Raw genomic sequence first — 12,894 nt, 5'->3', positions numbered from 1 at the left:
GCTAGCCTTCGCTGCATTGATAGCTGAACCACCACCATGATTGTTGACCTGAAGATTCTCGACCCCCGCATGCAAGCGCAGCTGCCCCAGTACGCCACCCCTGGTAGCGCCGGCCTGGACTTGCGCGCCTGCCTCGATGCCCCCCTGACCCTGGAGCCCAACGCCTGGCAACTGGTGCCCACCGGCCTGGCCATCCATCTGCGCGACCCTGGTTACGCGGCGATGATCCTGCCGCGATCGGGCCTGGGCCACAAGCATGGCATCGTGCTGGGCAACCTGGTTGGCCTGATCGACAGCGACTACCAAGGCCAGCTGATGGTCAGCGCCTGGAATCGCAGCAGCCAGCCCTTTGTGCTGGAGCCGATGGAGCGCCTCGCGCAAATGGTGATCGTGCCCGTGGTGCAGGCGAGCTTTCAGGTAGTGGAAGATTTTGGCGATGTGTCCGAGCGTGGCGCCGGGGGCTATGGCTCCACCGGCACCAAATAGGCCGCCCCACCGTATTGAGACTGGCAGGGCCACGATGGCCTTGACCGCAACGTCATTTTTGTGATCTGAAAGGAGAGCGCAATGTCCCCATCGAATTCAAGCTCGCGCAGCTTGCTGCAACGCGCCAGCAAGCTGGGCCTGGCCCTGGCGGCTACCTCGGTGCTCGCCGCCTGCGTCCAGGCACCGCCCCGTTATGACAACCGCTACCCGCAAGGCCCGGCGCCCCAGCAACAGGGCAGCTACCCGCAGCAGGGCGGCTATCCGCAGAAAGCGCCTTACGGCATGGAATATGGCACCGTAGGCAATATTGAAGAGCTGCGCTCGCAGTCGCGCAGCACCTCTGGCGTAGGCGCCATCTTGGGTGCCGTGGTTGGCGGCGTGCTGGGCAATCAGGTGGGCGGCGGCTTTGGCCGCATGGCCGCCACCGCAGCGGGTGTGGCCGGTGGTGCAGCGGCCGGCAATGCGCTGGAGCAGTCGTCGAGCAGCGGCCGCAGCACCGTCAGCGGCTACCGCATCCATATCAACTTGCAAAACGGCGGCCAGCGCATTTTTGATGTGCCCAACCCCGGCGATCTGCGCCCGGGCGACCGCGTGCAGATCAACCAGGGCCAGATCTCGCGCTATTGATCGGCGCAGCGCCTGCCAGGCTTGGGTGAACCCCGATGGGCAGGCGGCTGGCGCTGGGACACAATGGCGCCGCGTGTCTCAAAAAGCGTGTACACCGCAACGGTGTGCACGCTTTTTTTGCGTGATCTTCCCTCCCGATAGTTGACCCCACCAAGGTGCCCCCATGTTCCAGAAGACAACCAACACTCTTGCCGCCATGGCCGTCAGTGCGACGGCGCTTGCGGCCCTGTCGCTGCCTGCCCAGGCGGGCCCCCGGCTCGATGCCATCATGCAGGCCAAGGTGCTGCGCGTGGGCACCCCGGGCGACTACCGCCCCTTTGCGATGAAGGCCGATGGCAAATACGCCGGCCATGACATCGAGGTGGTCGAGGCCATGGCCAAGGAGCTGGGGGTCAAGGTCGAATATGTGGACACCAGCTGGCCCAAGCTGATGCAGGACCTGCAGGACAACAAGTTCGATGTGGCCGTGGGCGGCATCACGCGCAATGTGGCGCGCCTGAGCAAGGTGCAGATGCTGCCGGGCTACGCGCCGTTTGGCAAGGTGGCCCTGGTGCGTGCGGCTGACAAGGACAAATTCACCACGCCCGAAAGCCTGAACCAGGCCAGCGTGCGCGTGATCAAGAACCCTGGCGGCACCAACGAAGCCTATGTGCTGCAGAACCTGAAGAACGCCCAGGTCAGCACGCATGACAAGAACGCCGAGATTCCGGGCCTGATCGCCGAGGGCAAGGGCGATGCGATGATCACCGAGACCTATGAGGCGCTGCACTACAGCAAGGCCGACCCGCGCCTCTACGCCGCCTACCTGGACAAGCCGCTGACCCCCGTCAACCAACTGGGCTTTATGCTGCCGGTGGACGATGCCGACTACCAGCGCCTGATGCAGTTCACCTGGGATGTGCTGGCACTGCGCGGCGTGCTGCAGCAAGAGGCGCAGAAGTGGCTGAAGTAATCAGCTAGGTGACCTCCACGCTAGCCGACAAGGCACCATAGGGCAGGGCCTGGCCGCTGTTGGTATGAAACCGAGTGGGCCAAGGCCCACTGATTCTTTGGCGGTAGGGTTGGGCCTATTCCAGCGGCTCGTCTTCGGGCGTGCACTGGCGCTTCAAGCTCTGCGCCTCATAGTCCAGCGTCTGCTTCATCGCGCCGCCCAGCAGTGCTGCATCGATGTGCAGATGAAAGTTGTCACCGGTATTGGTTTGCTTGGCCTGGGCGGTCAGCATCTTGCCGCAGGTCACCGTCCAGCTCTTGTTGTTCTTGTCCAAGAGCTTGCTGTCCTTGATGCGGCACTGGCTGAAATGCTTGGACAGGATCAGATCGGGATAGAGAAAGCCGTCCTTGTCCACCAGTTCCGGGCCGATGCAGCGGTCCTTGGTACGCGGGGCCTTGGCGGGTTTGTTACCGATGGCCGATTTGGTCTCGGTCACGGAAAAAGCGCCCGGCTGGGCGGCTTGGGCGGACAGGGTGGCCAGCAGCGCGGCACAGAGGCCGGCGCTGGCGATCCAGGTCAATGTTGTGTTCATGCTTGAACTCCTGAGCGGCGGCCCATCCACACGGGGCCGTGATCGCTTGGTTATAGCAGGCGCGCATGCGGCCTGCTGTAAAGCTGTGCGAAGCAAGGGTAACGTTGCGCATCCCTGACGCGCAGCGTTAGGCAATAGCCAGTGGCCATGATGGGCAGCGATTTGCAGCGATCGGCAGCGCGCCGCTCACTCGTCCTGCTTCAGTCCCTGCATCACCACGGCGGCAATCTCCTCGATGGACTTGTGCGTGGTCGACAGCCACTGGATGCCGGCGCGGCGCATCATCGACTCGGCCTCGGCCACTTCCATGCGGCAGTTTTGCAGGCTGGCGTAGCGTGAGTCGGGGCGGCGCTCATTGCGGATCTGGGACAGGCGCTCGGGTGCAATGGTCAGGCCAAAGATCTTCTTTTTATAGGGCAGCAGGGCCGGGGGCAGCTGCTGGCGGTCAAAATCCTCGGGGATCAGCGGGTAGTTGGCGACCTTGAGGCCAAACTGCATTGCCAGGTACAGGCTGGTAGGGGTCTTGCCGCTGCGGCTGACCCCGACCAAAATCACATCGGCACCGGCCAGGTCATGGTTGGTTTGGCCATCATCGTGCGCCAGGCTGAAATTGATCGCCTCCATGCGGTCGAAGTATTCCTTGCTCTCGCTGATGTCGGTAAAGCGGCCGATGCGGTGGTGCGACTTGGCGCCCAGCTCGTCTTCGAGCGGCTGCACAAAGGTGGCAAACATGTCCATCACCAGGCCTTTGCAGTGCTCATGCACTACTTTGACGGTCTCCGGTTCGACCAAGGTGGTGAACACAATGGGCTTTTTGCCCTCTTTCTCGGCTGTGTGGTTGATCTGGTGCACGGCCTGGTGGGCCTTGTCGACCGTGTCCACAAAGGGCAGGCGCACCGCACGGGTGGTGATGTCGAACTGCTTCATGATGGCGCGGCCAAAGGTCTCGGCTGTCACGCCGGTGCCATCAGAGATAAAGAAAATGGTGCGTTGGTGCATGGTGGTACATCGGCGGTAACGGGCGAATTCTGGCGCAGGCTGCGCACAGCTGCGTGCGGGGTTTGTCATTGTTGACCACGGTGTTCAGCAAGTCGCAAGCAAAATGGCAGCAGCACGCCTACAATGACGCCCATTATTCACATTTCCCGCATGTACTCCGGCCTACCAGTACAAATACAAAGCCAGATGTCCGAGCTCGCAGCGGCCCGGCAGGAGTCTATGCGTGCGTGCCATTGCCCCCACTGCGGCCATGGGCGCCCGAGCCAGTTTTTAACTTCCGGAGCTTCACCATGTCCAACCTCTACAGCGCGACCGCCCTGGTCGTACCGTTTGAGAACCTGAGAATGACCGACGTCGAGGTCGTAGGCGGCAAGAACGCCTCGCTCGGCGAAATGATCTCGCAACTGCCGCAAGGCGTGCGCGTGCCGACCGGCTTTGCCACGACGGCCCATGCGTTTCGCGAGTTCCTGGCCCACGAAGGCCTGGCTGACAAGATCAGCGCCAAGCTCGCGGCGCTGGATGTGGACGATGTGCGCGCGCTGGCTCAGGTCGGCGCCGAGATCCGTGCCATGGTCGAGGCCCAGCCTTTCCCGCTCGATTTGCAACAAGCCATTGCCGATGCCTTTGTAACCTTGCAAGCGGGCAATACCGAGGCCTCCTTTGCCGTGCGCTCGTCGGCCACCGCAGAAGACCTGCCCGACGCTTCGTTCGCTGGCCAGCAAGAAACCTTCCTGAACGTGGTGGGCATCGACGATGTGCTGCACAAGATGAAGGAGGTGTTTGCCTCGCTCTACAACGACCGCGCCATTTCCTACCGCGTGCACAAGGGCTTTGCCCACGACGTGGTGGCGCTGTCGGCCGGTGTGCAGCGCATGGTGCGCTCGGACAAAGGCGCTGCTGGCGTGATGTTCACCATCGACACCGAGTCGGGCTTTGACCAGGTGGTCTTCATCACCTCCAGCTACGGCCTGGGCGAGACCGTGGTGCAAGGCGCCGTGAACCCGGACGAGTTCTATGTGCACAAGCCCATGCTCGAAGCGGGCAAGCAGGCCCTGATCCGCCGCAACCTGGGCTCCAAGCTGGTGCAGATGGTATTTGCCACGCCCGAAGAAAAGGCGGCATCGGGCAAGCTGGTGGCCACCACCGATGTGAGCCCCGAGCTGCGCAACCGCTATTCGCTCACCGATGCCGAAGTGCAAGAGCTGGCGCAGTACGCGCTGGTGATCGAGAAGCACTATGGCCGCCCGATGGATATCGAGTGGGGCAAGGACGGCACCGACGGCAAGCTCTACATCCTGCAGGCACGCCCTGAGACGGTGAAGAGCCAGTCCAAGGGCCAGGCCGAGCAGCGCTACAAGCTCAAGGGCAGCGGCACCGTGCTGGCCGAAGGGCGCGCGATTGGCCAGAAGATCGGCACCGGCCGCGTGCGCCTGGTCTCCGACATCTCGCAGATGGACCAGGTTGAAGCCGGCGATGTGCTGGTGACCGACATGACCGACCCGAATTGGGAGCCGGTGATGAAAAAGGCCGCGGCCATCGTCACCAACCGCGGTGGCCGTACCTGCCACGCCGCGATCATTGCGCGCGAGCTGGGCATCCCTGCCGTCGTGGGCTGCGGCAATGCCACCGAGCTACTCAAGAACGGCACCCTGGTGACGGTGAGCTGCGCAGAAGGCGACACCGGCCGCATCTATGACGGTCTGCTGGAAACCGAGATCACCGAGGTCAAGCGCGGCGAGATGCCACCCATCAAGACCAAGATCATGATGAACGTGGGCAACCCCCAGCTGGCCTTTGATTTTGCCCAACTGCCCAACGATGGCGTGGGTCTGGCACGTCTGGAATTCATCATCAACAACAACATCGGCGTGCACCCCAAGGCCATCCTGGACTACCCCGCCGTCGATGCCGATCTGAAGAAGGCCGTCGAATCCGTCGCCCGGGGCCATGCCTCGCCGCGCGCTTTCTACGTCGACAAGATCACCGAAGGTGTGGCCACGATTGCGGCGGCTTTCTACCCCAAGCCCGTCATCGTGCGCATGTCGGACTTCAAGTCCAACGAGTACCGCAAGCTGATCGGCGGCAGCCGCTACGAGCCCGATGAAGAAAACCCGATGCTGGGCTTCCGGGGTGCGGCGCGCTACATCTCCAAGGATTTTGGCGAAGCCTTCAAGATGGAGTGCGAAGCGCTCAAGCGCGTGCGTAACGACATGGGCCTGACCAATGTCAAGATCATGATCCCCTTCGTGCGCACCCTGGACCAGGCCAAGCGCGTGACCGAGCTGCTGGCGGCCAATGGCTTGAAGCGCGGCGAGAACGGCCTGGAAGTCATCATGATGTGCGAAGTGCCCTCGAACGCCATCCTGGCCGATGAGTTCCTGGAGTACTTCGATGGCTTCTCGATCGGCTCGAACGACCTGACCCAGCTGACGCTGGGCCTGGACCGTGACTCCGGTCTGGAGCTGCTGGCTGCCGACTTTGACGAGCGCGACCCTGCCGTCAAGAAGATGCTCGAATGCGCCATCACGGCCTGCCTGGCCCAGAACAAGTACGTCGGTATCTGCGGCCAGGGCCCTTCGGACCATCCGGACTTTGCGCAGTGGCTGGCGGACAAGGGCATTGCCTCGATCTCGCTGAACCCCGACAGTGTGATCGACACCTGGCAGCGCCTGGCCGCCAAGTAAGCGGCACTCCCCTGCCACCGCTGTGGTGGCAGGCACCCCACCAGGCGCCAAAATCAAAAAGCCAGTCAGGACCTCTGACTGGCTTTTTTGCGTTCTAAGACTGCTGCAGCCGGCCAGGCCGGCTAAAGGCTAAAGGCTCAGGCGCTCAGCTTGGCAGCAAGTGCAGCAACCTTGGCGCCCTGGGCAAAGGCCAGTTCCAGCTCGGGGGCGGAGGGCTGGCGCGAGCCATCGGCACCGGCCAGGGTGGCTGCGCCGTAGGGCGAGCCGCCCTTGGCCTGCGACAGGTCAAACTGCGAAGGCAGGCCAAAACCGGCGGGCACGATCACCATGCCGTGGTGGGCCAGGGTGTTCCAGAACGAGGTCACGGTGGTTTCCTGGCCGCCCAAGGTGCCCGTCGACGTGAACACGCTGCCGACCTTGCCCGACAGCGCGCCCTTGGCCCACAGGCCCCCAGTCTGGTCGAGGAAGCTGCGCATCTGGCCGCTCATATTGCCAAAACGGGTGGGGGTGCCAAAGATGATGGCGTCGTACTCTGCGAGCTCGGCTGGCGTGGCCACAGCGGCTGCCTGGTCCACCTTGCCGCCAGCGGCCTGGAAAGCCTCTTGCGGCATGGTCTCGGGTACGCGCTTGATGACCACCTCGGTGCCGGCGACACTGCGTGCGCCTTCGGCGATCTTGCCGGCCATGGTCTCGATGTGACCGTACATGGAATGGTAGAGAACCAGAACTTTAGCCATGGTGAATATTTCCTTTGTCGATGAAGAGGGACCGCTACAGCGGTGGGAGCGTCTCCAGAACCGGTATGCGATCCGTTCTTGGCGCCTGGATCTACTGTAGGGCGTCTGCGCCTGTTTGGGGTGCCTCGGGTTTGAACGCAGCGTTGCATGGATTTGAACAATCGCCGCCAGCCGGCATGGCGCGCCAGAGCCTTCCTGGGCTGGTGCGATCACCAGGCGCTGCGCGCCAAGAGCAGCTGGCACAGCGCCTGCACCTTGGGTGAGGCATGGCGCGTGCGCGGGTAGACCACGGAGAGCGCGCGGCTGCGGCCTTCCAGCGCGGGCAGCAGCCGCTCCAGCCGGCCATCGGCCAGCGCATCGCGCACCGCAAACCCCATCACCTGGGCCACGCCCAGGCCGGCAATCGCGCCTTCGATCAACGGGTCACCACTGTCGAACCTGATCGCGTGGGGCGCGGGCCAGTCGATGGTGCTGCCGTCGGGGTGGCGAAACTGCCAGGGCACGGCAAAACCCCGGTAGTGGTTGTAGACCGACAGGCAGCGGTGCGTGGCCAGCTCTTGCAGGTTTTGCGGCCGGCCGTGGCGGGCGGTATAGGCCGGTGAGGCGACCGTCACCCAGTGCAGCGGCGGCAGCGGCCGGCCGATCATCCGGCTGTCGAGCAAGGGGCCGATGCGCACCGCAGCGTCAAAACCCTCGTCCACCATGTCCACCAGGCGGTCGGTGAAGCTGGCCTCGATCTGCAGGCCCGGGTGCTGCTGCAGCAGCTGGCCCAGCAAGGGTGTCAGCACCATGCGGCCGAGCACCGAAGGCGCCGTCATGCGCAGCACACCGGTGGGCTCGCAGCGCCGGTCCAGCAGCTGCTGCTTGGCATCGTCCAGCCCGGCGATCAGCGCGGCACTGCGGTCGACCAGCAGGCAGCCATCGGGGGTCAGCGACACATTGCGGGTATTGCGGTGCAGCAGGCGCGTGCCCAGGTCGGCCTCCAGCTGCGCAATGGCGCGGGAGATGCGCGACTGCGTGGTGCCCAGGCTGTGCGCGGCCTGGGTAAAGCTCTTGTGCTCGGCCACCTTGATCAGCATCTGTACCGCGTTCAAATCCATGGATGGCTCCGGCAAAGGTATTGATTCATTTTTGCATAAGTAAAAGATAGGTTTGCTATTTATCTTCGTTATTGATTTAAATACCATGGCGCCATGACCGGTCATCACCCGCCTGCAGGCACCCAGTGCTGCAGGTTTTCTGCGCGCAGACCGCGCCGCATGCTTTTTCCCTTGTCGGAGTGATGACGTGACCCTTGAAGAACCCCTGCGCCAGCCTGCTTTGCTGCGCCATCCGCGCGCCGCGCTGGCCTTGCTGTCGTTTGCGCAACTGCTGATTGCGCTCGACGCGACGATTGTCTTTGTCGCGCTGGATGCCATGGGCCAGCAGCTGCAGCTCGATGCCCGCCACCTGCAATGGGTCATCAGCGGCTACAGCGTGGCCTTTGGCGGCTGCCTGCTGCTGGGCGGGCGCTGCGCTGATCTGCTGGGCCAGCGCCGCATGTATGTGGCAGCGATGGCGCTGTTTGGCCTGGCCTCCTTGGCTGGCGGCTTTGCGCATCTGCCCTGGCAGTTGGTGGCGGCGCGTGCCGGGCAGGGGGTGGCAGCGGCGCTGCTGTTCCCGGCCACCTTGTCGATGATCAATACCTTGTATGCCGCAGGCGCTGCGCGCAACCGTGCGCTGGCCGTGTGGAGCATGGCCAGTGCCGGCGGGCTGGCGGCTGGCGCCTTGCTGGGTGGCCTGCTGACCCAGACCCTGGGCTGGAACTGGGTGCTCTGGGTGCTGGTGCCGATTGCCTGGCCCTGCGCGCTCGCCGCTGGCCGCTACCTGCCTGCGATGCCAGCAGTGCCGGCTGCACAGCGCCGCTTTGACCTGCTGGGCTGCATCAGCGTGACCGTCGGTGCCAGCGCCTGGGTGGCGCTGCTGGTGCAGGGCCCGCAATGGGGCTGGGCTGACGGGCGCACACTGGGCCTGCTGCTGCTGGCGCTGGCCGCGCTCGGTCTATTCTGGCGCACCGAAGCGCGGGTGGCGGCGCCCCTGATGCCGCTGGCCATGCTGCGGGTGGGCAGCTTGCAGACCAGCATGCTGCTGGCCATGCTGTTCATGAGCAGCTACGGCGTGCAGTATTACTTTCTGGGTCTGTATTTTCAGCAGGTGCTGGGCTGGAGCCCGCTGCAGGCCGGCCTGGCCTTTGTGCTGCCGACGGCGGTGTGCACCTGGGGCATACGCCTGGCCGAGCGCGGCCTGGCGCAGCAGGGCACCCGCAGCGTGCTGCTGCGGGGCTGGGCCGCCGGTGTGCTGGGCATGGTCTGGATAGCTGCGGTGCTGCCGCTGGCCGGCAACTATGCCTGGCTGGTACCCGGCTTTGTGGTGATGAGCCTGGGCCAGGGTGCGAGCTGGACCGGCATGTGGGTGCTCGTGGGCCAGGGTATTGCGCCGGCGCGCCAAGGCGTGGCGTCCGGTGTGGCTGCCACCGCGCAGCAGGTGGGCGCGGCGCTGGGCCTGGCGCTGCTAGTGATGCTGGCGGCCGCGCCGCTGGCTGGGCTGGAAGGGGCTGGCGCTGAGACCATCCGCCAGGCCAATGCCCGGGGCCTGCAGCATGCGCTCTGGGGTGCCGCGGGCCTGGCCTTGCTGGCCTGGCTGGTATGTCTGCGCATGGCCAAGCCGCAGACCCAGTCCCGCAGTGCATCCCAGGAGGATGGCGAAGCAGCGGCTTGCGCCTGAGCCAGCTGCGCTGCGTCAGGCGGCGGCCTTACAGCGGCTGCACCAGGTAGACGCAGCGCTGGCCGCCGTCGAGCAGGTATTCGCTGCGCTCCAACGTAGCCAAGCCTGCGACCACCTCCTGGAACAGCGCCTGCTCCGAACGGCAAAAGCCCCGGCAGCTCTGTGCCGCAGCGCAGATGGGGCAGTGGTGCTCCACCAGCAGCCAGCCTTGCGGGTGGGGCTCGACATGGGCCATATAGCCCTCTTGCGTGCGGACCTCGGCCAGCTGCGCCAGGCGCTCGGGCAGTCCGGGGGCGGTGCAGGCCTGGCGGTAGCGGCTGCGTGATTGCGCTTCGCGCTCGCTGATCAGGCCGTCCATGCCCTGCTGGCCAAAGAGCTTTTCGATGGCGCCAATGAGCTGCACCGTGAGTTGCGCATGGGCATCGGGAAAGTAACGCTGGCCCGCAGCCGTCAAGGTCCACAGCTGGCGCGGCCGGCCCGCGCCCGCCGGTTTTTGCAGATCGGCCTGCACGAGGCCCTGGTCAGCCAGCTTGTTGATCTGCTGGCGAGCGGCCTCGGCCGTCATCTGCAGCGTGCGCGCCAAGTCGGCGGTGCTGGCGGGGGCCTGGCGCTTCAGAGCTTCTAGCATGCGCATGGTGGACGAGGGGTCGATGGGGAGCGATGGCATTTATTTATACAAGTGATAGCTTGTTTTATTGCTGAGAGCGTGGGATTATCAAAGACAATACTTGCATTATTTCACAACCAGGAATGGCATGGCATCCTCAACTTCATCACCCCTCACCACAGGCGCCGCGCCCGTGCCCGAAGCGCCTGCCGGCTGGGCCCAGCTGCTGGGCCGGCCCCATGGCCTCAAGGCGCTGGCGCTGACCGGCGCGGTGGCCATGCATGCGATCAATGTGCATATCGTCACCACCATCCTGCCCTCGGTGGTGCAGGAGATTGGCGGCCTGGCCTGGTATGCCTGGAGCACCACCTTGTTTGTGGTGGCCTCGATCATTGGCGCGGCACTGGCGGTGCGCATGCTGGCCCGCTGGGGCGCACGCGGCGCCATGCTGGCAGGCCTGCTGGTGTTTGGCCTGGGCAGCTTGCTGTGTGCAACGGCGCCATCGATGCCGATGCTGCTGCTGGGCCGCGCGGTGCAGGGCCTGGGGGGCGGCGCGGTGGGGGCGCTGAGCTATACCTTGATCCGGCTGGTGTTTCCGCCCGCGCTGTGGCCGCGCGCGATTGGGCTGATCTCGGCCATGTGGGGTGTGGCGACGCTCAGCGGCCCAGCCGTGGGCGGCCTGTTTGCCCAGGCCGGCCAATGGCGCCTGGCCTTTGGCGCCTTGTTGCCCTTGCTGGTGCTGCAAATGCTGCTGGTGCAGCGCCAACTGGCCCCGCAGCGCCTGCTGCGCAGCACACCTGCGCAGGACGGCCGCATTGCCGGGCTGCAGATTGTGCTGCTGGCGCTGTCGGTGCTGTTGGTGGCGGCGGCCAGTGTGGTGACTGCACCGCTCTGGCAATGGCTGCTGGGCGCGGCAGGCTTGCTGGCCGGCGCGGCTGCGATCTGGCATGAGCGCCGCGCCAGCCGCCGCCTGCTGCCCCAGGGCAGCACGGCGCTCGGCCAGCCGCTGGGCATGCTGTACGCCGCCGTCGCCCTGCTGCTGGTGGGGACGATGACCGAGGTGTTTGTGCCCTATCTGCTGCAGCACTTGCATGGCTTGCAACCGTTGACGGCGGGCTATGTGACGGCTTTGCTCGCCGGCGGCTGGTCGGTGGCGTCGGTGTTGTTCTCGGGCAAAAGTGGCCGGGCCGGCAGGGCACTGATGCTGATCGGCCCGGTGCTGTGCACGTTGGCCCTGGTGGCCTTGGCGCTGGCCATGCCCTGGCAGGGGATGGCGGCGCTGGTGGTCTGTGGCCTGGCGCTGGCTGTGCTCGGTCTGGGGGTGGGCATGGCCTGGCCCCATGTGCTCAATGCCATCATGCACAGCGCCAGTGCCCAGGAGGCCGACAGCGCCGCATCGGGCATCACGACGGTGCAGCTCTATGGCATGGCGGTCGGTGCGGCGCTGGTGGGCCTGGTGGCCAATGCGCTGGGGTTGACCGCGCTGGGCGACCCGGCAGCGCTGGGCCGCTCGGCGCTCTGGTTGTTTGCCGTGTTTGCGCTGTTCCCTGCATTAGCGGCCTGGTCGCTGCGGCGATTTTTGCGCCGTGCTGCAGCGCTCTGAGGCATAAAAAAACAGCGGAGCCACCTGCGTGGTCTCCGCTGTTGTGGCGGTGCAGGAGCGGCTGTTTAGCCCAGCAGCAGCGCATCATCGGCGAGTTTTTCGCCGCGCACCTTCTCGAACATCTGCAGCAGATCGGGCACGTCCATCTTGGCGCGTTCCTCGCCGCTGACATCGAGCACCACCTGGCCCTGGTGCAGCATCACGGTGCGGTCGCCCACATCGAGCGCCTGGCGCATGCTGTGGGTGACCATCATCGTGGTCAGTTGGCCTTCTTCGACGATGCGGGCGGTGAGTTTGAGCACAAAGTCGGCGGTGCGCGGATCGAGCGCAGCGGTGTGCTCGTCGAGCAGCAAAATGCGCGAAGGCTGGAGCGCTGCCATCAGCAGGCTTACGGCCTGGCGCTGGCCTCCCGAGAGCAGGCCGATGCGGTCGGTCAAACGGTTTTCCAGGCCCAGGCCCAGGGTGGCGAGCTTTTCGCGGTAGAGCGCACGGTTGGCTTGCTTGACGGCCTTGGACAGGCCGCGAAAGTTGCCGCGCTCATGCGCCAGGGCCATGTTCTCTTCGATCGACAGGTCTTCGCAGGTGCCGGCCATCGGGTCCTGGAACACGCGGGCCACTTTGTGCGCGCGGTCCCAGACGGGCTTGCGCGTCATGTCTTCGCCGTCAATGACGATGCTGCCCGAGTCGACCATCAGGTCGCCGGAGATGGCGTTCAAAAAGGTCGATTTGCCCGCGCCGTTGGAGCCGATGACGGTGACGAACTGGCCGGCGGGAATATCCAGCGCCATGCCGCGCAGCGCGCGGGTTTCGATCGGGGTGCCGGGGTTGAAGGTGATCTTGAGGTCTTTTGCGCTCAGCATGTCTC

General features: G+C 65.0%; 12 protein-coding genes. 6 read left to right on the top strand and 6 right to left on the bottom strand.

The window, feature by feature from the left end; all coding sequences use genetic code 11:
- Positions 1-36: 36 nt before the first annotated feature.
- The 3 genes from dut to N4T19_RS06710 all read left to right on the top strand — a co-directional run bounded on the left by dut (position 37) and on the right by N4T19_RS06710 (position 2,065).
- Positions 37-486, top strand: coding sequence for a dUTP diphosphatase (dut, locus tag N4T19_RS06720; RefSeq protein ID WP_182342149.1), 450 nt, complete (start codon positions 37-39; stop codon positions 484-486).
- A gap of 81 nt (positions 487-567) precedes the next feature.
- Entirely contained in the window at positions 568-1,113 is a 546-nt protein-coding gene (locus N4T19_RS06715; RefSeq protein ID WP_260719726.1) for a glycine zipper 2TM domain-containing protein, read from the top strand.
- Positions 1,114-1,276: 163 nt separating this feature from the next.
- Complete coding sequence (locus N4T19_RS06710) at positions 1,277-2,065, top strand: transporter substrate-binding domain-containing protein (RefSeq protein WP_260719725.1); 789 nt, start codon at positions 1,277-1,279, stop codon at positions 2,063-2,065.
- A gap of 115 nt (positions 2,066-2,180) precedes the next feature.
- Here the strand turns inward: N4T19_RS06710 and N4T19_RS06705 are convergent, their stop codons facing one another.
- Together N4T19_RS06705 and ppsR are read right to left on the bottom strand one after the other, a co-directional pair.
- Positions 2,181-2,636, bottom strand: coding sequence for a hypothetical protein (locus tag N4T19_RS06705; RefSeq protein ID WP_133247973.1), 456 nt, complete (start codon positions 2,634-2,636; stop codon positions 2,181-2,183).
- A 186-nt stretch (positions 2,637-2,822) separates the two neighbouring features.
- The gene (ppsR, locus tag N4T19_RS06700; RefSeq protein WP_116924168.1) at positions 2,823-3,635 is read right to left on the bottom strand and encodes a posphoenolpyruvate synthetase regulatory kinase/phosphorylase PpsR; all 813 of its coding nucleotides are present in this window, start codon (positions 3,633-3,635) and stop codon (positions 2,823-2,825) included.
- 290 nt (positions 3,636-3,925) lie between these two features.
- Here ppsR and ppsA point away from each other — a divergent pair, with 290 nt between their 5' ends.
- On the top strand, positions 3,926-6,319 hold the full coding sequence (ppsA, locus tag N4T19_RS06695) for a phosphoenolpyruvate synthase (protein ID WP_260719724.1): 2,394 nt from the start codon (positions 3,926-3,928) through the stop codon (positions 6,317-6,319).
- A 137-nt stretch (positions 6,320-6,456) separates the two neighbouring features.
- Here ppsA and wrbA read toward each other — a convergent pair whose 3' ends face one another.
- Together wrbA and N4T19_RS06685 are read right to left on the bottom strand one after the other, a co-directional pair.
- Positions 6,457-7,056: an NAD(P)H:quinone oxidoreductase gene (gene wrbA, locus N4T19_RS06690; RefSeq protein WP_116924166.1), complete on the bottom strand. Its 600-nt coding sequence runs from the start codon at positions 7,054-7,056 to the stop codon at positions 6,457-6,459.
- A 209-nt stretch (positions 7,057-7,265) separates the two neighbouring features.
- A complete protein-coding gene (locus N4T19_RS06685) occupies positions 7,266-8,156 on the bottom strand; it encodes a LysR family transcriptional regulator (RefSeq protein WP_116924165.1) in 891 nt (296 codons plus the stop codon).
- Between the two features lie 187 nt (positions 8,157-8,343).
- On the opposite strand from N4T19_RS06685, the gene N4T19_RS06680 reads away from it, so the two are divergent.
- Positions 8,344-9,819 (top strand): MFS transporter, encoded by a 1,476-nt coding sequence (locus tag N4T19_RS06680; RefSeq protein WP_260719723.1) that lies wholly within the window; start codon positions 8,344-8,346, stop codon positions 9,817-9,819.
- Between the two features lie 28 nt (positions 9,820-9,847).
- Here the strand turns inward: N4T19_RS06680 and N4T19_RS06675 are convergent, their stop codons facing one another.
- On the bottom strand, positions 9,848-10,486 hold the full coding sequence (locus N4T19_RS06675) for a helix-turn-helix transcriptional regulator (RefSeq protein WP_182342134.1): 639 nt from the start codon (positions 10,484-10,486) through the stop codon (positions 9,848-9,850).
- An 88-nt stretch (positions 10,487-10,574) separates the two neighbouring features.
- Here N4T19_RS06675 and N4T19_RS06670 point away from each other — a divergent pair, with 88 nt between their 5' ends.
- Positions 10,575-12,029: an MFS transporter gene (locus tag N4T19_RS06670; RefSeq protein WP_260719722.1), complete on the top strand. Its 1,455-nt coding sequence runs from the start codon at positions 10,575-10,577 to the stop codon at positions 12,027-12,029.
- Between the two features lie 65 nt (positions 12,030-12,094).
- On the opposite strand, the gene N4T19_RS06665 is transcribed toward N4T19_RS06670, so the two are convergent.
- Positions 12,095-12,889, bottom strand: coding sequence for an ABC transporter ATP-binding protein (locus N4T19_RS06665; RefSeq protein ID WP_116924162.1), 795 nt, complete (start codon positions 12,887-12,889; stop codon positions 12,095-12,097).
- Positions 12,890-12,894 lie beyond the last annotated feature (5 nt).

It is taken from the genome of Comamonas squillarum (assembly GCF_025309455.1).
GTDB lineage: Bacteria > Pseudomonadota > Gammaproteobacteria > Burkholderiales > Burkholderiaceae_C > Comamonas > Comamonas squillarum.
This window is presented reverse-complemented; position numbering and strand designations above follow the sequence as displayed.

What these genes read in the sequence shown, in the direction of transcription:
- dut (WP_182342149.1), top strand. Translation starts at nt 37, where the DNA reads ATGATTGTTGACCTGAAGATTCTCGACCCCCGCATGCAAGCGCAGCTG.
- N4T19_RS06715 (WP_260719726.1), top strand. Translation starts at nt 568, where the DNA reads ATGTCCCCATCGAATTCAAGCTCGCGCAGCTTGCTGCAACGCGCCAGC.
- N4T19_RS06710 (WP_260719725.1), top strand. Translation starts at nt 1,277, where the DNA reads ATGTTCCAGAAGACAACCAACACTCTTGCCGCCATGGCCGTCAGTGCG.
- N4T19_RS06705 (WP_133247973.1), bottom strand. Translation starts at nt 2,636, where the DNA reads ATGAACACAACATTGACCTGGATCGCCAGCGCCGGCCTCTGTGCCGCG.
- ppsR (WP_116924168.1), bottom strand. Translation starts at nt 3,635, where the DNA reads ATGCACCAACGCACCATTTTCTTTATCTCTGATGGCACCGGCGTGACA.
- ppsA (WP_260719724.1), top strand. Translation starts at nt 3,926, where the DNA reads ATGTCCAACCTCTACAGCGCGACCGCCCTGGTCGTACCGTTTGAGAAC.
- wrbA (WP_116924166.1), bottom strand. Translation starts at nt 7,056, where the DNA reads ATGGCTAAAGTTCTGGTTCTCTACCATTCCATGTACGGTCACATCGAG.
- N4T19_RS06685 (WP_116924165.1), bottom strand. Translation starts at nt 8,156, where the DNA reads ATGGATTTGAACGCGGTACAGATGCTGATCAAGGTGGCCGAGCACAAG.
- N4T19_RS06675 (WP_182342134.1), bottom strand. Translation starts at nt 10,486, where the DNA reads ATGCCATCGCTCCCCATCGACCCCTCGTCCACCATGCGCATGCTAGAA.
- N4T19_RS06670 (WP_260719722.1), top strand. Translation starts at nt 10,575, where the DNA reads ATGGCATCCTCAACTTCATCACCCCTCACCACAGGCGCCGCGCCCGTG.
- N4T19_RS06665 (WP_116924162.1), bottom strand. Translation starts at nt 12,889, where the DNA reads ATGCTGAGCGCAAAAGACCTCAAGATCACCTTCAACCCCGGCACCCCG.